The organism is Bdellovibrio sp. MYbb2 (genome assembly GCF_056175685.1).
In genome coordinates, this window is the sequence record NZ_JBJKJI010000001.1 from 524365 (window position 1) to 544763 (window position 20399).

The 20399-nt window shown below is 49.5% G+C and carries 22 protein-coding genes and 1 pseudogene; 12 read left to right on the plus strand and 11 right to left on the minus strand.

The window, feature by feature from the left end:
- From AC04MQ_RS02560 to lysC, 6 genes are all read right to left on the minus strand, one after another.
- Complete coding sequence (locus tag AC04MQ_RS02560; protein ID WP_475390926.1) at nt 1-789, minus strand: ABC transporter permease; 789 nt, start codon at nt 787-789, stop codon at nt 1-3.
- Nucleotides 789-1715 carry an ABC transporter ATP-binding protein gene (locus AC04MQ_RS02565; protein ID WP_015089327.1) on the minus strand — a complete coding sequence of 309 codons (927 nt, stop codon included), beginning with the start codon at nt 1713-1715 and terminating at the stop codon, nt 789-791. Before AC04MQ_RS02565 ends, AC04MQ_RS02560 begins: the two co-directional genes overlap by 1 nt.
- On the minus strand, nt 1715-3526 hold the full coding sequence (gene typA, locus AC04MQ_RS02570) for a translational GTPase TypA (RefSeq protein ID WP_015089326.1): 1812 nt from the start codon (nt 3524-3526) through the stop codon (nt 1715-1717). The genes AC04MQ_RS02565 and typA overlap by 1 nt, the downstream gene beginning before the upstream one ends.
- A gap of 122 nt (nt 3527-3648) precedes the next feature.
- Complete coding sequence (gene dusB / locus AC04MQ_RS02575) at nt 3649-4662, minus strand: tRNA dihydrouridine synthase DusB (protein ID WP_015089325.1); 1014 nt, start codon at nt 4660-4662, stop codon at nt 3649-3651.
- A 232-nt stretch (nt 4663-4894) separates the two neighbouring features.
- Nucleotides 4895-5494, minus strand: a complete 600-nt coding sequence (locus tag AC04MQ_RS02580; protein WP_475390928.1) for a nitroreductase family protein — start codon at nt 5492-5494, stop codon at nt 4895-4897.
- Between the two features lie 51 nt (nt 5495-5545).
- Complete coding sequence (gene lysC, locus AC04MQ_RS02585; protein ID WP_475390930.1) at nt 5546-6928, minus strand: lysine-sensitive aspartokinase 3; 1383 nt, start codon at nt 6926-6928, stop codon at nt 5546-5548.
- Between the two features lie 84 nt (nt 6929-7012).
- Here lysC and AC04MQ_RS02590 point away from each other — a divergent pair, with 84 nt between their 5' ends.
- A complete protein-coding gene (locus AC04MQ_RS02590) occupies nt 7013-7507 on the plus strand; it encodes a hypothetical protein (RefSeq protein ID WP_475390932.1) in 495 nt (164 codons plus the stop codon).
- On the opposite strand, the gene mltG is transcribed toward AC04MQ_RS02590, so the two are convergent.
- From mltG to AC04MQ_RS02615, 5 genes are read right to left on the minus strand one after another with little or no spacing between them, the layout of a single operon-like run.
- Nucleotides 7504-8586: an endolytic transglycosylase MltG gene (gene mltG, locus AC04MQ_RS02595; RefSeq protein WP_475390934.1), complete on the minus strand. Its 1083-nt coding sequence runs from the start codon at nt 8584-8586 to the stop codon at nt 7504-7506. The two genes, AC04MQ_RS02590 and mltG, sit on opposite strands and share 4 nt — an antisense overlap.
- Entirely contained in the window at nt 8586-10103 is a 1518-nt protein-coding gene (locus tag AC04MQ_RS02600; protein WP_475390936.1) for a succinylglutamate-semialdehyde dehydrogenase, read from the minus strand. Before AC04MQ_RS02600 ends, mltG begins: the two co-directional genes overlap by 1 nt.
- 3 nt (nt 10104-10106) lie before the next feature.
- A complete protein-coding gene (locus AC04MQ_RS02605; protein ID WP_475390938.1) occupies nt 10107-11135 on the minus strand; it encodes an arginine N-succinyltransferase in 1029 nt (342 codons plus the stop codon).
- Nucleotides 11132-12478: a M20/M25/M40 family metallo-hydrolase gene (locus tag AC04MQ_RS02610; RefSeq protein WP_475390940.1), complete on the minus strand. Its 1347-nt coding sequence runs from the start codon at nt 12476-12478 to the stop codon at nt 11132-11134. The genes AC04MQ_RS02605 and AC04MQ_RS02610 overlap by 4 nt, the downstream gene beginning before the upstream one ends.
- On the minus strand, nt 12479-13855 hold the full coding sequence (locus AC04MQ_RS02615; RefSeq protein ID WP_475390942.1) for an aminotransferase class III-fold pyridoxal phosphate-dependent enzyme: 1377 nt from the start codon (nt 13853-13855) through the stop codon (nt 12479-12481).
- 138 nt (nt 13856-13993) lie between these two features.
- Between AC04MQ_RS02615 and AC04MQ_RS02620 the strand changes: the two genes are divergently transcribed.
- From AC04MQ_RS02620 to AC04MQ_RS02670, 11 genes and pseudogenes are all read left to right on the plus strand, one after another.
- Complete coding sequence (locus AC04MQ_RS02620) at nt 13994-14779, plus strand: tetratricopeptide repeat protein (RefSeq protein ID WP_475390944.1); 786 nt, start codon at nt 13994-13996, stop codon at nt 14777-14779.
- A gap of 34 nt (nt 14780-14813) precedes the next feature.
- Nucleotides 14814-15551: an outer membrane protein assembly factor BamD gene (locus tag AC04MQ_RS02625; RefSeq protein WP_475390946.1), complete on the plus strand. Its 738-nt coding sequence runs from the start codon at nt 14814-14816 to the stop codon at nt 15549-15551.
- Nucleotides 15551-16273: a tetratricopeptide repeat protein gene (locus AC04MQ_RS02630; RefSeq protein ID WP_011162737.1), complete on the plus strand. Its 723-nt coding sequence runs from the start codon at nt 15551-15553 to the stop codon at nt 16271-16273. Before AC04MQ_RS02625 ends, AC04MQ_RS02630 begins: the two co-directional genes overlap by 1 nt.
- 12 nt (nt 16274-16285) lie before the next feature.
- The gene (gene hpt, locus AC04MQ_RS02635; RefSeq protein ID WP_417862882.1) at nt 16286-16804 is read left to right on the plus strand and encodes a hypoxanthine phosphoribosyltransferase; all 519 of its coding nucleotides are present in this window, start codon (nt 16286-16288) and stop codon (nt 16802-16804) included.
- A gap of 297 nt (nt 16805-17101) precedes the next feature.
- Nucleotides 17102-17587, plus strand: a pseudogene (locus AC04MQ_RS02640) (MCP four helix bundle domain-containing protein); the annotation flags it as partial.
- Between the two features lie 297 nt (nt 17588-17884).
- Nucleotides 17885-18589: a methyl-accepting chemotaxis protein gene (locus tag AC04MQ_RS02645; RefSeq protein ID WP_475392010.1), complete on the plus strand. Its 705-nt coding sequence runs from the start codon at nt 17885-17887 to the stop codon at nt 18587-18589.
- Nucleotides 18590-18599: 10 nt separating this feature from the next.
- Nucleotides 18600-18908: a hypothetical protein gene (locus AC04MQ_RS02650; RefSeq protein ID WP_015089312.1), complete on the plus strand. Its 309-nt coding sequence runs from the start codon at nt 18600-18602 to the stop codon at nt 18906-18908.
- A 153-nt stretch (nt 18909-19061) separates the two neighbouring features.
- A complete protein-coding gene (locus AC04MQ_RS02655; RefSeq protein ID WP_015089311.1) occupies nt 19062-19250 on the plus strand; it encodes a Flp1 family type IVb pilin in 189 nt (62 codons plus the stop codon).
- A gap of 50 nt (nt 19251-19300) precedes the next feature.
- A complete protein-coding gene (locus AC04MQ_RS02660) occupies nt 19301-19495 on the plus strand; it encodes a hypothetical protein (protein ID WP_011162732.1) in 195 nt (64 codons plus the stop codon).
- Nucleotides 19492-19740 carry a hypothetical protein gene (locus AC04MQ_RS02665; RefSeq protein WP_015089310.1) on the plus strand — a complete coding sequence of 83 codons (249 nt, stop codon included), beginning with the start codon at nt 19492-19494 and terminating at the stop codon, nt 19738-19740. The genes AC04MQ_RS02660 and AC04MQ_RS02665 overlap by 4 nt, the downstream gene beginning before the upstream one ends.
- A gap of 9 nt (nt 19741-19749) precedes the next feature.
- A complete protein-coding gene (locus AC04MQ_RS02670; RefSeq protein ID WP_041576753.1) occupies nt 19750-20391 on the plus strand; it encodes a hypothetical protein in 642 nt (213 codons plus the stop codon).
- Nucleotides 20392-20399: the final 8 nt, after the last annotated feature.

Consider the following 20399-nt stretch of genomic DNA (forward strand, 5'->3'; position numbering starts at 1 on the left):
TTATTTCAGCAGTTTCTTGCGAATGCGGAAGAACGCAATGTTCATGCAGATCCAGGTCGCCGCCAGCAGAATCAACACGTGAATCAAAACCCACAATGTCGGCCCCTGATGCAGCACTTCGCGCACCGCCGCCACAGCGTGAGTCAGCGGGAACAAATAGGCCACATATCGAAGAGCCGCCGGCAACTGATCCAGCGGGAAGTAAGTTCCGCTGAGCAGACTCATCGGCACGATCAAACCGGAGGTGGAATATATAAAGGAATCATAATTGCGGGCGTAAGAAGTCAGGATCATTCCGATGCACGAGAACAGCGCACTCATCAGGAACAAGATCGGCAGCGCCAGCAAGATACGATAAGAATCAATCAATCCAAAGAACAGTGCCACGATCGTGACTCCGATCACACCGAAGAAACCTTTGCTGGTCGCCCACAAAAGCTCGCCTGCCACAATTTCTTCAGGCCCCACACGAGTCAGCATGATCGTCGCGTAGGTTTTCTGATGAGTCAGTTTAGTGTAGTTCCCGTAGGTGCCTTCAAAGAAAGCCACCATCATCGCAGTGGTTGAAAGCAGCGCGGGGAAGAAGAATTCAATATAAGACATGCCACCCATGTTGTTCACAAAGGCACCAAGACCAAAACCAATGGCCCCCAGGTAAATCACCGGCTCAAGAACAATCCAGAACAGGGACACCAGCCAGGTTTTTTTAAAGTACATGAAATTGCGGGACCATACTTTCATGGCACCGCTATCAACCTTGGGAATCGTAAAGCAGTCTTTCAGCTTCATTATTCATCCCTCAGTTGATGGCCCGCAAGCTTCAGGAAAACGTCATTCAATGTCGGCTTGCGGATGAAGATCTTGTCGCTGGCAATCAGGTCCACCACGCGGCGGCCTTCCTGATTTTCTTTCACCAGAACAGAAACTGTGTCTTTGATAACCTGATAAGAGAACCCCTCGGCACGCAAGCGGCCCAGGTAATAGTTCAGATCCACAGGGTTTGTATCGAACTCCACCACTTCCTTGCCAATCAGCTCGCGAATCAGATCGCGGGGCTTGCCGACAGTCAGAATGCGGCCGCCATCGATGATCGCCACACGATCACACATCTGCTCGGCTTCTTCCATATAGTGGGTCGTCAGCACCAAAGTGCTTTTTTCAGATTTCAGATGTTTGAAGAAATCCCAGATCCAAACCCGCGCCTGCGGATCAAGACCCGTGGTTGGCTCATCCAGGAAGACCACTTCAGGGGAATTAATCAGGCCACGGGCAATCGCCAAACGGCGCTTCATGCCCCCGCTAAGCGTTTCCACCGAGCGGTCCTGATATTCTTCCAGCTTCATCAGACGGAGCAAGGCTTGAGCCCGAAGATCGGCCTCAGCAACAGGGATATTATGAAAGCTTGCGTAGACGAGAAGGTTTTCAAGGACTGTGAAGTCAGGATCAAGGCCGTCCTCTTGCGGGACGACCCCTATGCGAGATTTGATTTCGCGGTAATTCTTTTTAACATTCAGGCCGAGAACATAAAGTTCTCCGCTTGAAACCAGGGCTGAGCAATACATCATCTTCATTGCAGTTGATTTGCCAGCCCCGTTTGGACCAAGAAGCCCGAAACATTCGCCCTTGTAAATCTCCAGATTGATTCCGTCTACGGCGATCTTGTCGTCGTATTTTTTGGTCAGATCCTTGATTTCAATGGCGACATTCGTACTCATTATTCCTTCGATGTTTTACGCTTGTGCGGATCCAATTCACGCAAACGAAGACGGATGTTCTTCGGCGTGACTTCGATCAGCTCAGATTCTTTGATCCATTCCATCGCTCTTTCCAAAGTGAATTTTTTCACTGGAACCAGACGGATAGCTTCATCAGAACCCGAAGCACGTACGTTTGACAATTTCTTTTCACGAGTGATGTTCACTTCTAGATCATTTTCCTTAGCGTGTTCACCAACGATCATGCCTTCGTACACATCGTCACCGTGTTCAACCATCATAATACCGCGCTCTTGAAGATTCCAGATCGCGTAAGATGTTGCAGTGCCTTTACGGTCAGAAATCATCGCACCGTTCAAACGGTGTTCGATTTCGCCACGGTAGTCATCCCAACCGTCGAACTGGGTATTCAGCAAACCTGTACCACGAGTGTCAGTCAGGAACTCAGAACGGTAGCCGATCAGACCACGGGAAGGAATACGGAACTCAAGACGAGTACGGCCGGAACCTTTTTGAACCATGTTGGTCATCACACCCTTACGTTTACCCAACTTTTCAGTTACGGCACCAACGTAAGCGTCTTCGATATCGATAACCGCGATTTCCATTGGTTCCATTTTCTTGCCGTTTTCTTCTTTGAAGACAACAGTTGGTTTGGAAACAAGAAGCTCGAAGCCTTCACGACGCATTTGTTCGATCAAAACGCCCAATTGAAGCTCACCACGGCCTACAACTTTAAAGGCGTCAGTGCTGTCTGTTTTCTCAACGCGAATTGCCACGTTGTACAGAAGTTCTCTTTCAAGACGCTCGATGATTTTACGGGAAGTAACGTTCTTACCGTCAAGACCAGCGAAAGGTCCGTTATTTACAGAGAAGACCATGCCGACAGTCGGCTCTTCAACGCGAATACGCGGAAGTGGACGAGGATCCAAAACAGAAGTGATGGTGTCACCGATAGTGAAATCTTCCATACCCGCGATAACAACCATGTCACCGGCGCCAACTTCCTGAGCCGGAACCTGAGAGCTGACTTTGTACTGGAACAAAGCGGATACTTTAACTTTCTTCTGAACATTCGCCTGAACGCAAAGAACTTCGTCACCAACTTTGATTGTTCCCGCTCTCATACGACCGATCGCCAAACGACCTACGTAGTCATTGTAAGAGATGTTGGAAACCATAACCTGAAGTGGAGCGTTTTCTTCAATTGTTGGAGGCGGAACCAGGTTTACGATTGCATCGTAAAGAACTTCCAGGGAACCAGTGTTAACCGCTGGATCCAAAGTCGCCATACCTTCACGCGCGATAGCGTATACAGTGTGGAAATCACATTGCTCTTCAGTTGCATCAAGGTCGATGAACAAGTCGAACAATTCATTGTGAACTTCCTGAATACGAGCATCAGAACGGTCAATTTTATTGATACAAACGATAACTTTTTTGCCGCCCTCTAGAGCTTTTTTCAAAACGAAACGAGTCTGTGGCAATGGACCTTCGGAAGCATCACAAAGAAGGATACAACCATCAACCATGTTCAGGATACGCTCAACTTCGCCGCCGAAGTCACTGTGCCCCGGTGTATCGACGATGTTAACTTTGATATCTTTGTACATGAAGGAAGCATTCTTCGCCGCGATTGTGATCCCGCGTTCTTTTTCAAGATCCATGGAGTCCATCAGGCGCTCTTCAACGTGCTCATTGTCACGGAAAGTACCTGCTTGTTTAATCAAGTGGTCAACCAGTGTCGTCTTACCGTGGTCGACGTGCGCGATGATCGCGATATTTCTAATTTTCTTCGGATCTTGAATCATATTTACCCTTCGTTATGAAACTCTCTAAAAACAAAACACTTAAAACTTAAACTAAAATCAAAACAAATGCTCGTCAGGCTCTTGTCAAAAAGCCATCAGAGGCCCCTGCAGTTCACGGTTTGTTAACCGTGACCGCCCATTAAGAAATCTTCCTGACTGGTGTCTTCTTGTTCTACATTTCCAATCCCAGCGAAAAACTCATTCGCTAAGGCCATGATCTCGTCATTGCTTTTGGACTGGAATAGATTCTTACGGAATTGAGCCGCTCCAGAATACCCTGTTGAGAACCAAGCTGCAAACTTTCTGAGCTGGATCCCGGTGATGTGCTCATCACAATGCGCCACGATCTCTTTCTGCAGACCCTGGAACAGACTCACATAATCCCTCTTCACGTCCTTAACCGGCTCGCCCCGCCACAAGGACAGGGCATCCATGAAGATAAATGGATTTTTAAGGCATCCACGGCCGATCATAACCCCGTCACAACCGGACTGCTGCAGTCTCAAATTCGCCTGGCGAGGAGTGAGGATGTCTCCGTTTCCAAGAATGGGAATCTTGGTATTGGCTTTTACGTCGGCGATGAAGTCCCAGTCCGCAAGTCCGGTATAGGACTGAGCGCGGGTGCGCCCATGGATCGCAACCCAGGACACCCCTTCGTTGTAGGCAATATTACAAATCTCAGTGGCGTTGCGGGAATTCGCATCCCAGCCCGTACGGATCTTGATTGTCAGAGGAATTTTAATCGCCGCTTTGACGGTGGAAACCATCTTTTGCACAGCGGCCGGGTCTTTCAGGATGGCGGAACCCGCCCCCTTCTTCACGACCTTCGGAACAGGACAACCAAAGTTCAGATCCACAAAGTCACAGCCATCAGCCTCGGCCACCTGAGCGGCGCGAGCCACGATCTCGGGCTCTTCACCAAAAAGCTGGATACCAATGGGACGTTGAGATTCATCAAAGCTCATCAACTTCAACGTGCGATCAGACTTGTATTCAATACCACTGGCACTGACAAGTTCGGTGACGACAACACTGGCATCTAATTTTTTGATAAAGGTGCGAAAAGCGTGATCCGTGATCCCGGCCATAGGGGCAAGGACAAAGGGATTTGTCTTTAAGGCTTCAACTGGATTCATAGGGGAAGCGATATATCAAAATCCCCTTTCCATGGATAGAGAAAACCGCCGAATAAACAAAAGAAATCGAGAGCTTATAGGTTTTTCAGGCCGGATGACCACGGACTTTACGGGGAATCCGCCTTCCCGCGGGATCTCTATTCGATTGAGGTGGTTTTAAGACAAAGAAAAAGGGCCCAGAAGGACCCTTTAGTTTAAATAAAAATAAATGATTTTATATACTTAACTTTCTTTATTTAAACCAAGTTACGCGACCCTCGGTTTGGCGGGGGGCTTTCGGGGGGTTGTGATCCGGGTACCCCATCACCATCGCACACAGAAGCTCCAGCTCCCCTCGCTGGTATTCCGGAAGTTTATCCACACCCAGGAACTGATCGACCTCTTCCTTGATTTCCAAAGGGGCCCCCATCGTACAGCTGCCAAGGCCTTCCACCAGACATGCCAGATTCATATTTTCCACCGCCATGTACACCGAACCGATGCTGGTGTGATAGCGCTCTTCGGAATCATTGTGGGAATAGGCAAACACAATCACCGGCGCATCACCAAGCGTGTAGAAAAATCTTTCGGTGAAATCGTAAAGCGACGGCTTCAGTCTTTGCGACAAAACGTCCTTGATACCCAGCCAGGATTTTTGCGAATACTTCAGATACTCGTCGCGCTTTTTCCCGGTCACCACAAAGAATCTCCAGTTCTGGCGATTCTTCCCTGATGGTGCCTGCATCCCTGCCGCCAGCACACGCTCGATCACATCCTTTGGCACCGCCTCGGCCTTGTACTTACGAATGGACTTTCTTGATTCCAACAAACTGTAAAATTCATTCTTTTCCATTCGCAAATCCTTTCATGCCGCAGTGTTTATGCAAAAGGTAGCAGGTACCTTTTACGCCATTTCTTCGATGCCGGCTTCAATGAAACAGGCATGCAGGCGTTTGATGGCTTCGGGGCCTTGTTCATCAGCGACCAGGAAGCAGAAGTTGTGCTTGCTGGCGCCCAGACAGATCATGCGCACATTGATGTCCGGAATGGCTTCGAAAATTCTTTTTCCCAGGCCTGCAGTGTGATTGATGTTGTTTCCAATTAAAGAAATCAACGCCAGATTTTCCTCCACCTGAACATCCGCGATCTGAGAAAGATCTTTGATCAGATTTTTATTCAACAAAGTTGAGTCATCCAGGGTCACGCTGACTGAAATTTCAGAGGTGGTGATCGCGTCGATACTGACTTTGTGATCATTGAAGATTTTGAAAATCTGGAACAGGAAACCATGCGCATACAGCATTTCCGGAGTGGAAAGTGTCACCAGAACCTGTTTTTTTCTGAGCGCCATCGCGCGGATCAGCGGGTGATCTTCAACATCCATGCGCACCCAGGTCCCGCGAGCTTCGGCATCAAAGCTTGAACCCACAAAGACCGGAATGTTTTTACGAATGGCCGGCAGCAAAGTCGCCGGATGCAGAACTTTTGCTCCAAAAGTCGCAAGTTCGGAAGCTTCCTTGAATGAAATCTCACTGATCGGTTGCGCCTTCGGGCACAGGCGCGGGTCCGTCGTTGCAATCCCCGCCACATCTGTCCAGATTTCCAGAACGTCGGCGGAAACACCTTCTGCCAAAATCGCCGCAGAATAGTCGCTGCCCCCACGACCCAAAGTTGTGGTGATGCCCTCTTCGGTCATGCCGATGTAACCTTGGGTGCACATGACTTTCTTTCCATCACGCAGGAAGGACAGATTTTTCTGACAAAGATTTGCAACTTCGTTTGTAAGTGGCTTGGCTTTACCAAACTGATCATCCGTGCGCAGAACTGTGCGCACATCCAGAAGCTCGGCGGACTTTGCAGAACCGTGTTTTTTTAGAACCTGAGACATCGCCTCGGTGAAAAGTACGGAAGACATTCTTTCACCCAGACTCATCAGGGTGTCCATGGCTTTTACGGAGCAGTCTTTCAGAAGGTGCACACCCTTGGCCAAAGAGCTCATTTCTTCAAACAGAATTTCAAGTTTGGCTTTGGCATCTGTCGGCAGTTTCAGATCCTGGGCGATCTTGTTGTGTTTGTCCTGAATCTTGGAAAGAATTTTTTCTGCCTCTGGCCAGGCTTGGGATTCAGCGGTTTTGCCAAGAGCAATCAGATCGTTGGTGGTGCCGGATGTTGCAGACACGACCACCAGGCCTGAACCCTGACGGAAGCTGACTTCCGCACTGCGAAGCATACAGTCTGCATCTCCCATGGAGGTGCCGCCAAATTTAGAAACTACCAGTTTTGCCACATGCACTCCTTGGCCCTTGGGCCAGGGAATATCCTAATGCGGTTATGCTTTTTCATTCAACGACTTTTATGGCAGACTTTCCCTATGAACGCGACCACCTCTGAAACGACATTCAAGAAAAAAGAAATCATCCTTATGGGAGCCCTTGCCTTGGTTGCCATGGCTTTGACCGTGATCGCCGTGGTCCCGTCCCTGCGCGGAAAAGTCAAAGATGCTTTCTTAAGTTCAGAGCGCAAGATCGTCGCCAAGGTGGACGGCACGCTGGGTCCGGACGGCCCCAAAGTGGTGGTGCTTAAAATCCAAAGCCGCAGCAGTTTAAGCCTTGAAGTCTATGATGCCGCCGCTGAGGGTTTGACCCTGATAGCAAGACTGCCACTTTATGAAACCCGCGACGGGTTTGTTCTGGTTCAAGGAAACGCCACGAATCTGGCACTGACTGATGTGGACAAAGACGGGACTTTTGAGATTGTGGCACCAACTTATGATGATCAGATGGTGCCTAGATTAAATATCTTCCGCTACAACCCGCACACGAAATCCTTCGATCGGGCCACTGCTCCAGAGGGCTTTGAGCCCTAGTTTTTATCTGGAGTGCCCGGGCGTTTTTGCAGGTCTCTCCAGGATTTTCCTTCACGTGCTTTACGATCCAGCTGGAATTTTTGAACCGCACGCTGATGGCCTTTGTAGTCTTCAGAAAAGACATGTGTCCCGTCGTTCTGACTGACAAAGAACAAATATTGACTTTCCTGAGGCTTCACCGCCGCCAAGATCGCTTCACGACCGGGGTTTGCAATCGGACCCGGAGGCAAACCATAAATCACGTAAGTGTTGTAACGAGTGGGCGTTTGCAAATCCGAACGCGTGATGTTGATCACGATCTTACCTAAAGCTTCGGCCTTTCCGTAAATAACGGTGGGGTCTGTTTGCAGGCGCATTTTTTTTGCCAGACGGTTGTGGAAGACAGACGAAATCAGCGGTCTTTCTTCCGGCGCACCGGTTTCTTTTTCGATGATGCTCGCCAATGTCACCACTTGGGTGCGGGTCATGGATCGGATTTCAGCCTGCGCCATCACCTCGTTATAAACGTACAAGAAACGCTTCACCATGTTTGAGATCAGCGTTTTTGTATCCGTGTACTTGGTCAGCATATAGGTTTCCGGGAACAGATAACCTTCCAGGGTGTCGGCTTTTTCGCCCAGCAAATTTTGAATCAGGGCTGGATCACGCACCAAAGCCATGAAGCTTTCAGCCGAACCGAAACCCTGCTTTTCATAAAGGTCAGCAATTTCGTAAGTGCTCAGGCCTTCACTGACGGTGAAACTTCGGGCGATGCTTTTTCCGGAAGTGATGGCTTCAAGAACTTCAGCCGGGATCATATTGGTGCGAAGAAGGTATTCACCGACTTTGATTTTGGAACGATCCCCTTTAAAGCGGGCGAAAAGATTAAAGAACGTGGCGTTTTTCACCAGGCCCTTTTCTTCCAGCTCTTTGGCAATCGTGGTGAAACCTTTTCCGGGAGTGACTTCATAAACCACATCCTGAGCCACATCACTGGGGCGGGAATTGGTAAACTGATATGCCAAATAGGCCACGCCGCCACCGACAGAGGCCAAAAGGATCACCACCGCAAGAATCAAAACCAAAATCGTTTTCTTCATTACTTCATATCCAAGTTCATGCCCGGCAGAATTTTTGTCGGGTCAAAAGGAGTCGCATCTTCAAGGCTCGCCATCGGAACTGTGCAATACTGAATTGCAAAGTGCGCGGAAGGACGATCATTGCCGGATTTACCCATACCCCCAAACGGCAGACGGGAGCTGGATCCGTTCGTGGTGCGATTCCAGTTCAGAAGACCCACACGCGCCTTCAACAAAGCCTGCTCGTAAAGTTCCTTGTTCTTGGAGAACAGCGCCATCACCAGACCGTAACCGGAAGAGTTCACGATGTTCATCGCCTCTTCAAAGTTGTCTGACTGATAGATCGCCACGTTCGGGCCAAAGATCTCGCTTTTCTGATAAACGCTGTTTGGATCAAACTTGTTCACCAGATGGATCGAAGGCGTCACATAGTAACCTTTGTGTTTCAGATCCAAAGCTTTGCCGCGCATCAGGCTTTCACAGTTTTCGCGGTTGGCGATTTCCTGGAAGCGGATGTATTTTTCCACCGCCGCTTCATTGATCAACGGACCCATGAAGGCGTTTTCTGTCCAGTGACCGATCGAAAGTTTTTTAGCGGCCTGATAGAATCTTTCGGTGAATTCGTCGGCAATTTTCGGGTGCAAAATAATACGGCTGGTGCAAGAACAACGCTGACCCGCAGTCATGTATGAACCCACAAGGCTTTCATAGATCGCCTTGTCCATGTCAGCGTCATCCCACACCACCGTCGCATTCTTACCGCCCATTTCCAGAGCCAGAATTTTCCAGTAATGATTCAAAGTCTCTTGTTTGATTTTCAAACCGACTTCATAAGAACCCGTGAACAAGATACCGTCCACGTGCTCACTTGCCACCAGACGGCCGCCAGCAGCGCCATCACCCTGAACCAAGTTGAACACGCCCGGAGGGAACTGGGCTTTTTCATAGATTTCCGCCATGAACTGGCCCACTGCCGGTGTCTGCTCAGAAGGTTTGAACACCACGGTGTTACCAGCAATCAACGCCGGAATGATATGACCGTTTGGCAAGTGCGCAGGGAAGTTGAATGGACCCACAACGGCCATGACCCCGCGGGAACGATAACGGATCACACCTTCCACCTGAGGAAGGGCATTGGGAATTCTTTCTTCTGCCACCAGATTCAAGGACTGATTCAAAGTGATGTCGATCTTTGCACCCAGGGCTTTGGCTTCAGTCAATGCTTCCCAGGTTGGTTTTCCCGTATCACGGGAAATCACCTGCGCCATTTGTTCCGCGTGAGAATCAAAAAGCTCTTTCAAACGCATCAGATAGCCGCGGCGCTCGTCCACGGACAGCATCGCCCAGCCCATATAGGCTTTCTTCGCCGCCACACAGGCTTCATCGATGTGATCGTGCTTAAATGGCACCGTCATGACCAAATCAGACAAGTCGGCCGGGCTGATATCCTTAAACTCGCCGTCCCCTTTGCTGACCGGAACAAAACGTCCGTTGATAAAGTCACCTTTGTATTTGGTTGGGAAGATGGTGGTGCTCATTTTCTATTTTCCTCTGTTGTAATTAAATGGAGACATATAAATTTCTTCGCCGACTTCAACGCCCAGAAGCTGACGAACTTTCGGTGCCAGTGCCACATCTGTGCCCCGCACATCCGCTGATGCCAGGGAGGCTTTAAAGTCCTCGCCTGTCGTGGCAACAAGGCCCTGCTCTTTGTAAGCGGCATCCTTGAACTCCGCGACTCTCAGGCGGCGCCCTTGAGTGATTGGCAGAATCTGGGATACGTTTGCGCCATAGTGAGGACCGCCGTCAAAAGGATCGACCTCATCCAGATAACTAAAGCCGATGCTTTCCAAAAGATGCTGGGCAGGCTTCGTGGCTTCACCCACACGCCCCAGAACCAGGCGCGCTTTTGCATCCAGCAGGCACAGATAGATATCATCTTGCGGAAACAGGCTTTCGATAAATTCTTTGTGGGACTGGGACAACAAGTCCGCTTCCTGATAAGGAAGGCCGGTGAATCGGCGACCCAGAGCCTCCCAGAATTCACTGCGGCCTTCATCTGTCAGTGGCGGCGTCAGTTCACACAGTACGCGGTCTTCAAAACGTTCCGGATAAAGACCCATGTACAGGAAGCGGGAAAGACTTATCTGCTTTCCCAGTTTTTCCGGACGACGGCGATAGGATTTATCAACAAGAAGTCCTCCGATTTCTGTTGGACCGTCAAAATCCAGCTGAAAGCGCAAAACTTGATGAATAAAGCCCACTCCCAAATCCTGAGAAAAATGGTCACGCTTGAAAATTTTGAAATAACTGTGGGGAACTTCGTCGTTACCGTGTTTGGCCAGAACCAGAGAACTTCCCACGACGTATTTTTCTTCAACGTCTTCCAGAACGAAAAGATATTCGGACTGGGTTTTGGAAAGCTTGCCCGCAAACGACTGTTCGCTGCGATCGATCTTTTCACCGATCACTTTTTTATCACCCGGCAGGTTCAATAAATTGAACTGCTTTGCCAGGTCCACCAGCTGATTCAAATCATCGTGCTGTACCGGACGTATTATGAAACTCATAAACAAAACCTTTCGATGATCCTTTTATAAAACTCAATAGCTTTGTGCAGATCCTCAATCGAGACATGCTCTTGAGGGGTGTGCACATTTCCTTCCCTTTTGCCGGGACCGAAACACACACACTCGATACCAACGCGGGTAAAGATGCTGGCTTCGTTGGTTGAAGCCTGGGTGATTGGCTTGTCATCAAGCCCCATCGCGCGCAATTCATCCAGACACCCTTTTGCCAGAATCGAAGTCACTTCGGTGCGGAAGGGCTTTTTATAATCATTCACACGGAAGGTGGCGCCGTTGGCTTCGCACACCTGGCGCAGACGATCCATCCAGCCTTCATAGATTTCATGCGTGATCACCGGAGGGATACGGCATGAACCGGAAATCTGAATGTCGCCTTCATTCGTGCGGATAAGTCCAATATTCAATGTCGGCGTGGTCGGATAAAAATCATCATCCTTGTGATCCAGAAATTCCAGCTCCAGTGCCTTCACCGCGCGATAGATATTGGCAATCTTGCGCGAAATGGGCTCAGGAATCTGGTTCACCATATCGATTTCTAAAAACGCATGACTGGGAACAGTGTTGAAATTGATCCCGCCATCCATCTCCATAACGTTCACTGAATCAGGAAGCATCATGAGATATTCAAACATCTTGGCAATGGCACTTTCCCCCAAATGCGGGGTTGAAGAATGCGCCGCCTTGCCACGGAAAATCTTGGACTGAGTCGAGGTACTTTCACGCAGGTTGTGTTCTTCCCGATAGCGCATCTCTTCATCCGAGAATGGCACGTGAATTTCAACGCTGGCAAAACCTTTTGCCGCATTGATCACGCGCAGATCACTGGGCTCCCCGATCATGGCCATCTTCGCAGAAATCTTGTTTTTGCGAATCAGCTTCAGGGCCCCCTGCATTCCGGATTCTTCCCCGAAGGTCCCCACCAGCACTGGCGGCAAACGCCAGGCACGGTTGGTTCCAAACGAAGCCAGAGCTTCCAGTTTGCACAAGAAATCAAGCTTCACATCCGCAGCCCCCAGGCCATGGATTTTTCCGTCGATGATATGCGCATCAAAAGGATTGCTGCCCGTATCTGTCCAAAGGGAAAACGGCCCCGGATCCACCGTGTCCAGATGCGTTTGCAGCAGGAACTCAGCTTCCGGGCGCTCCGCCAGAGGGCGCGCAATCACGTTTGCCTGCTCAAGGTCCCCGACAACTTCCTCTTGTTCTTCAACGTGCAATCCACGCTGACGGCAAAAGGCCGCCACCCACTTGGACAATTCTTTATTGCCATGAGTGGGTGAGCTGTCGATAGCGATCAGTTGTCGGCAGGCCTCGATGAAGTCCAACTAGACTCCTTCAAGCAAAGTTTTTTCGATCGCTTTTAGAGCGATGTCGATGTCAGCGTCTTCAATGATCGCCGGCACCAGGAAACGCGCGCGAACCGGATCTTTACCGCAAGGGAAAGCGATCACGCCGTTTTGGAACAGTTTGTTCAGGAATGCATTCACGCTTTCTTTTTTGCCGTCGTGCGGAGTGAACGCAATCATCAGACCCATACCACCCGCATCCTGAGCAATACCTTTGCAGGATGTTTCATTCAAACGGTTGATGCCGTCGATGAAGCGTCTGTGAATTTGATTGATACGACCCTGCGGACCCAGGAAACCTTCGCCCAGCATGTCCAGCATTTCCATACCCGCTGTCAAAGACGGTGTGGAGCCCGAGAACGTGCCCGCGATCAGGCCTGGTTTTGGATTGTATTCTTCAGTGTAAAGAGTCGCACCGATTTGCGCCGTTTTTGCGATCGTGCAGATGTCGATGTACTGACCGATATCCAAAGTTTCATAGGCAAAATATTCACCCGTGCGTGTGAAGGTCTGAACCTCGTCCGCCCAGATCGCGATGTTTTTGGATTTGCAGAAATCCAGAAGCGGGATGAAGAATTCACGCGGAGCCGCCTGATAACCACCCTCGCCCAGCATCGGTTCAAAACCAAAGACAGAAATATTGCCTTCATGTTTTGCCACGTGCTCTTTCATCACGTTCAAAGCTTTTTCGCCGGATTTTGGATCGCGCTTGTCAAAGAAAGGAACGCGCAGAACTTCGTGATATTCAGGCAGACCCTGTTTGTATGCCGGATTATCGGTGACTTCCGCCATCATTGTGGAACGACCGGCAAAGGCGTCCTTGAAGCCCATCACAAAACGCGCCGGAGAATTTTTTTGACGGGAAAGTTTCAGCGCATTTTCATTGGCCATGGTGCCGCAAGTTGCGATCCACGCATATTTCATGCGGCTTTTTTTGCTGGCAAGTTTCACCATTTTTTCAGTGAACAAACGGTATTCATTGTTCGGCTGCAGATTGCCTTGAGTCAGAATGTCTGACAAAGAACCACGAACAGCAGCAGCGATCACACGTGGGTGAGAATGGCCCATCAAGTGAATGCCGATACCGTTGATCAAATCCAGTTTCACGCTGCCGTCTTCAAGTTCAACGTAAGGACCGCGACCTGCACCCGTGCCCATGTACGGATAGTGCAAAGGACGACCACGGAACTGACCGGCAAGATCAATCTTTTGTTTTCCAGAATCTTTAAATTCATCCATTGCGGGGCGAATGCCAGTGATCTGTGCGTTTAGTTTTCCAACTTCGCCAACAAGATCCTGAACCATGGATTTGATTTTATCGGATTGCTGTATCTGATGACCTACAAGAGAACTCATAATACCTTTCGCGGGCCCCTGAACTTTGAGCAGGACCCATTGTTTTTTGAAATGCCCGTCTAGTTTACTCCTGGGTCAGGACTAAGACAAGCCACGCCCTAGACATCAAGAGACTTTTATCTGTAAACTTTGAGAGCTATGTCGAACTTGAAATTGCTCTCTGTGTTCTTTCTTTTTCTGATTTTGCCCTCTCTAGGCGCGGCGCAAACAGAGACCTCTGCAGATCTTTTTAAGCAGGGAACTCAGTTTTATGTCGCGAAGGACTATGCAAAAGCGAAGGAAAGCTTCTCTAAAGCCCTGCAGAATGATCCGCACAACGCGACCGTTCTTACCAACCTTGCTTTGAGTGAATTTCAGCTTGGAAACAAGCCCCTGGCAGTTGGCCTTCTGCGCAAAGCTTTGGATTCAGAGCCGGAACTTTCCACTGCGGTTGCTGGACTAAAGTTTGTGTTGTCACAGATGCAGGTAAAGGAAGTTCCGCACCAGATTGAAACTTACGAAAGCTTGCGAAAAAATCTGCTGCAGCCGGTGCCTCTGACTGCGTATCTCATTCTTTCCACTCTGCTTTTCTTTGTCGCGGGTTGGTTGCTTTTAGGCTATGCCGGAGCTAGACGCCGCGCCCTGAATGAAGAAACCGCGCTGCCAAGATTCCCGACTGTGGCTGTCATTTTGAGCTTGGGCTTTGTTATATTTACAGGGCTTTTGGGGTTCAAAATCTATGACCTGTCTGTGACTCGCGGAACAATCATCGAAGAGAAAGTCGCGTTGCAAACCGCCCCAGGCGAAAACCAGGTCTCCATCCTCGATTTATTCGGCGGAATGGAGGTCGTTACCCACGCCACCCAAGGTGATTGGGTGCAGGTGACTTACCCCGGCTCTCTTACCGGCTGGATTAAAAAATCCTCCCTGCTTTTGACGCGTTGACAGCTGGACCTTGGTCAAAATATGATTTACCTCTATGTTGAAAACGCTCCGAGTCATAGTCATTCTCGCGGCCCTGGGAACTCTTGTTTCCTGCGCCTCCTCTGAAAAGAACTCCAATACACCGGAAGGAGCTTTCGCCATTGCGGAAGAGTACGACAAATCTGAGCGTTATGAAGAAGCCATCCGCCGATACACTGAAGTAAAAAACAAATTCCCGTACAGCAACTTCGCCACCAAGTCCGAACTTGCGATCGCGGATGTTTACTACAAACAGGAGTCCTTCGCGGAAGCTCAGGTGTCTTACCAGATGTTCAAAGAGCTTCACCCGACGGTGCCGAACTCTGACTATGTTCAGTTCCGCATCGGCATGAGCTATTACAACCAGCTTCCCTCCACCATTGACCGTGATCTAACTCTGGCCAATGACACGATCTTGAATCTTTCTGATTTGATTAAGAAATATCCGAACTCTGAGTTCGTGACCGAAGCCAAAGAAAAGCGCACCGCTGCGATTCGCATGCTGGCGGAAAAAGAAGAATACATCGCGGATTTCTACTTCAAACGCAAAATCTTCGACAGTGCTCTGGGCCGCTATGAAGGCCTGTACAACAACTTCCGCGGACTTGGCTTTGATGCCAAAGCCCTTTCCCGTGCCACCATCTCGGCACAGAAAATCGGCGACACCGCAAAAGCGAAAAAATACGAAGCCGTTTTGGCCCGTGACTTCCCTGGCAGCCGCGAACTGAAAGACGCTGAAAAGGAGCTTGAGTAATGAACGCTCTTCATGACGATATGCTCTCTGAAGCCCGTGGATACTTCATCAACGGGAACTACAAGATGGCCGAACCGATTCTGAACCAGATGCTTCTGCAAAACACCCGCAACCCGGAAGTTTATCAGATGCTGGCGACGATCTTTTACGACAAAGGCCAGTTCAGCAAGGCGATCAAAACCTTCCGTCGTGCTTTGGAAATTGATCCAACGTACACCGATGCCAGCGTGGGTCTGTCCATCATTCTGAATGATCTGGGTAAATACGATGAAGGCAAACAGGTGTTCCTGGATGCTCAATCCCAGCTGGAGAAAAAATCCGGCAAGCAGGACCCGTTTGTGGACGAAAAAATCGCCTCCAAACACGAGGAACTGGCAGACCTTTATTATCAGTACAAGCGCTACAACGAGGCTTTGGAACAACTGCTGAAAGCGCAGAAGCTTTCCAGCAGAAAAGCGGAAATCACCATGCGTATTGCCGAAGTTCACGTGCAACTGGGCCAGGGTGACCGCGCCATCAAGGATCTGAAATCCCTGATTCGCGAATACCCACACCTTATTCCAGCTCGACTGAAGCTTGGGGCGATTTACTACAACTCAAACAATATTGCTGAAGCCACGGAACAATGGGAGAATATCCTTATTCGGGATCCGCAACATCCCGAGGCTTTGCGCTATCTGAAAATGGCGCAGGCTGCTGGCATCACTTCCATCGACTTGTAAGAGGCACACAACATGGCACAACTTAAAGATCAAATGGTTTCCTTCCTGGCAAGCGACGAGATTAAAGAGCTTGTCGAAACTCTGGCTTCCCAAATCGAAGCTGATTACGAAGGAAAGGAAATTGTGTTCATCTGCCCTCTGCGCGGATCCATCCACTTCACTGCGGATTTGATGCGTAAAGTGGACCTGCCTCAGCAAGTGGATTTCGTTCATGTGCAGGCAGTTGAGCGCGGTGGCGCGATCAAAATCGTAAAAGATATTTCTGTGAACATCGCGGGCAAGCACGTGATCGTGGTTGAGGAAATCATCGACACCGGCAGAACTTTGAGCTTCCTAAGAAGCCGTCTGTTTGCATCGGCTCCGGCATCATTGAAAATCGTGACCCTGCTGGATAAACCTGCACGCCGTGAATTGCCAATCAAAGCTGATTACATCGGGAAGACTATTGAAGACCGTTATGTAGTTGGATACGGGATGGATTCCGAAGAGCTCGGAAGAAATTATCCGGATATTTACGCGCTTAAAAACTAATCACAGGGACGCCGTTAAGAAACAACGACGTTCACGACGAATAGAATTACCACACAAAAAGCGTAGAGAAAAACAAGGTGCTTAGGCATGCTGAGAAGTCTCCTAAGCCCCAATCTAGAGAGTCTTAAGACCTTCGTCAACACAGGACCCCAACCAAGGTCCAAAATTCTAAACAAAAATCACTTATATAAGATTTAATACCGCCTCGTATTCTGGCTCTGACCCACTCAAAATGGTCGGGCCGGACTCGGTTTGGCATTTAAGGACTCCGAAGAATCTGGCCGGAGGACCCCTTTTATGAACCAACTTTCACTCAAAGGCCGCTTTCTGATGGTGACCGGGCTGCTGATGGCGATCGCGCTGATCACCAATCTGCTTTCTTTGGATCGCCTGCGCTTTCAGAATAAGGTCACCGGGGAAATCGGCGAAGTATGGCTTCCAGCGGTCAGCAAAGCCGCGGATCTGAACATCAATCTGGCCAATTATCGCAAGCTGGAATTCAATCTGCTGGCCACCCAAAGCACCGATGAACGCACTCAGATCCTGGATGAAATGGACAGCCTGCTTGGCAATATCACGATCTATTCGAAGGTTCTGGATCCTTTACTGACGACCGATGATCTTCGCAAAACCTATGAAGAATTCCTGGCCGGCTGGGAAGCTTATCAGGAAGAAAGCGAAAAATTCAAAGCCGCTGTCGATCAGGAAAACGAAAAACTCGCAGAAGAGATCCTGCAGGGCACCTCTAACGCCCAGTACACCAAAGCCTATGATTCACTGAAAAAACTTACCGACGACAGCTATATGGCGGGCGTCACGAACGCTGAGAACGTCGCCAAAAACTTCAAGCTGACCATCTACATTCTCGCAGCCACAATCGGCATCAGTCTTTTGCTGGGGCTGTTGGTCAGCATCTGGAATATCCGCAAAGTGCAAAAGTCCCTGAATCTGGTGGCGGGAGGTTTGGATGAAAGCTCCTCAACCATTCGTAACCGCGCCACGGAACTGGTTACCTCCAGTGATCAGATTTCCTCAAGCTCCACTTCCACAGCGGCCTCTTTGGAAGAAATCGTGGCTTCGATGGAAGAACTGACCGCGACGGTGCGACAGAACTCTTTGAACTCTACGCAGGCGGCTGACATTTCCATCGAGGGTCAGCGCAGTGTTGATGAGGGGCAGAAGAAGCTGGAACTGCTGGTTCAGGTCATCAGTGAAATCTCAAACAACTCGAAAAAAATCGAAGAGATCCTGACCATGATCGACGATATTGCCTTTCAGACGAATTTGCTGGCGCTGAATGCGGCAGTTGAAGCCGCCCGCGCCGGTGAACAGGGAAAAGGATTTGCCGTCGTGGCCGACGCGGTTCGCGCACTGGCGCAAAAAAGTGCCGGCGCCGCCAAAGAGATCAGCGGTCTGATTCATGAAGCCACTGAGAAATCCAAACAGGGCGTGAATCTGGCGGCCGAAAGCGAGTCCGCGCTGAAAGTCATCGTTCAGAATACCCGTAAAGTGTCAGAGCTTATTCAGACCGTCGCGCAAGGGTCCCATGAACAATCCCAGGGAATTGAGCAAATGAACAAGGCTTTGACCGAAATTGACCAAAGCCTGCAGGGTGTGGCGTCTTCGATGGGTGCTGTCACCGGATCCACTGAAGACATGCAAACCCAGTCTGAAGAATTACACAAAATGATGTGCGAACTTCACATTCTGGTCGGACATAAAGAAGATATAAACAAAGAAAACGAAACCAAACACGGACCCGAGGAAATCGAGTCCGCCATTTAAGGAGTTATCCATGAAGAAATCCACATTGATCGCCGCTTTGATTGTTTTTGGATCTGTTGCCGCTCACGCAGGTGATTGCACGATCACAACCAGCCGTAAGGCCTGTGCCGGCAAGGAAACTGATGCGCTAAAACCTTACAACGGCAAAAACCCGACTGATGAATCCAAAAAACTGGACAGCGAGGAAGCCTGCCTGAAATGGGGCGAGAAAAGCTCTAAAATCATCCGTAAAGGCACGCTGACTGAGAAATCCGTGACTGTCAAATTTGATGGCAAGGATCTTGGCAAGACTTTCGCCGACAAAGCTGAGTGTAAATAGAGCGAAATCGTCTAAGTTTTTTACGCCAGGGAGGTCCAGGGACCTCCCTTTTCATTTTCTCAGAATGAGACGTGCGCGTAGTTCAGTTTCTGTAATCCGTCCTCTAAAGAGAATCCCAAAATTATCCGATATTGTCTCTAAGGAGGAACATCCATGAAGAAGTTTAAGAACTTTTCCAAGAAGCTATTGAAGAATGAACGCGGCCAAGGTGCGACAGAATACATCCTGTTGCTGGTGGTTGTAGTCGCTTTGGTGGTTATCTTCAAAGATAAAATCAAAAGCGCAATGGAAGAAAAAGTGGGTTCATTGGCTAGTGATATCACAGGCTTCACCGGTAACTGATTTCTCCTGACGATTTCCGCTGTCAAGCTGGGAATATAAAGGGGGACCCAATGACCGTAGAGTATGTGCTTTTACTATTTGCGACCTTCTTCTTTATCCTGAAGGCGTTCATGACTGCTCCGGCCGAGGCCTTTAAAACATCAGGCCCGCGGCTGGGTGCACGCATCGAACAGCAGCTCACGACAGGAGCAGGTTTCAAGCCCATTGATGGAAATCACATTGGCTGGGACGGAGAAACAAGATGAAAAGGCATGTTAACAACAACAAAGGCCAATTCCTTGTCGAGTCCGTCCTGCTGATGACTTTCATGGTGGGAGCTCTGATCTGGGCAACCGGTCAGCTGCGCGAGAACAAGTATCTTGCAAAACTGATCTCAAGCCCCTGGCAGAAAGTTTCCGGAATGATTGAGTCTGGCGTCTGGGACACCCCGGAAAACGCACGGGCCAAGCATCCCAACCAGGTTCGCAGGTCTCTGACCGCAGAACCTTAAAAGGAGAAAATGAGCAGAACGAAGAGCTTCTCCAGAACAATACAAAATGAACGCGGGATGATTTCCGCAGAGTTCATTTTTGCCATCGTCATTGCGGCGGGGCTTTGTATTGTCTTCTTCGCTCTGAATTTCACTCTATCCATGGCCGAAATCGCCCAGTACATCGCGTTCTCTGCTTCCCGCGCTCACGCAGCCGGGCATATCGATCAGGACAAGCAGGAACAGATGGCCAAGGACAAATACCTTTCCCTGATCAACAACAAAGAGCTTAAACCTCTGTTCAACAAGCCTGATGGCGGCTGGTTCGTCCTGTCCCCGCAGATTGATGTTCGTGGTGGTGGTGAATCCGGTCGCACCTTTGACAACGACTATCGCTACACCGAAGAGCGCGTCCCGCAAGTGGGCGTGCGTTTTGATTTTACAGCCAAGCTGCTCAGTCTGAAAGTCGCCTTCCTGGGGCCGACGAACGAGGACGATGCAGGTTTCAACGCCAAGGTCACAGCATTCCTGATTCGCGAACCGACTCAGAAAGAATGCTACGAACTTCAGATCAAACGCCGCTATGAAGCGGTTTTGAATCTGGATCAACGATTTAAAGAAATGGCCCGCGACACCGCAGGCTATATTCCTTCGGAGGATAACGGATGCTGAAAAAGCAA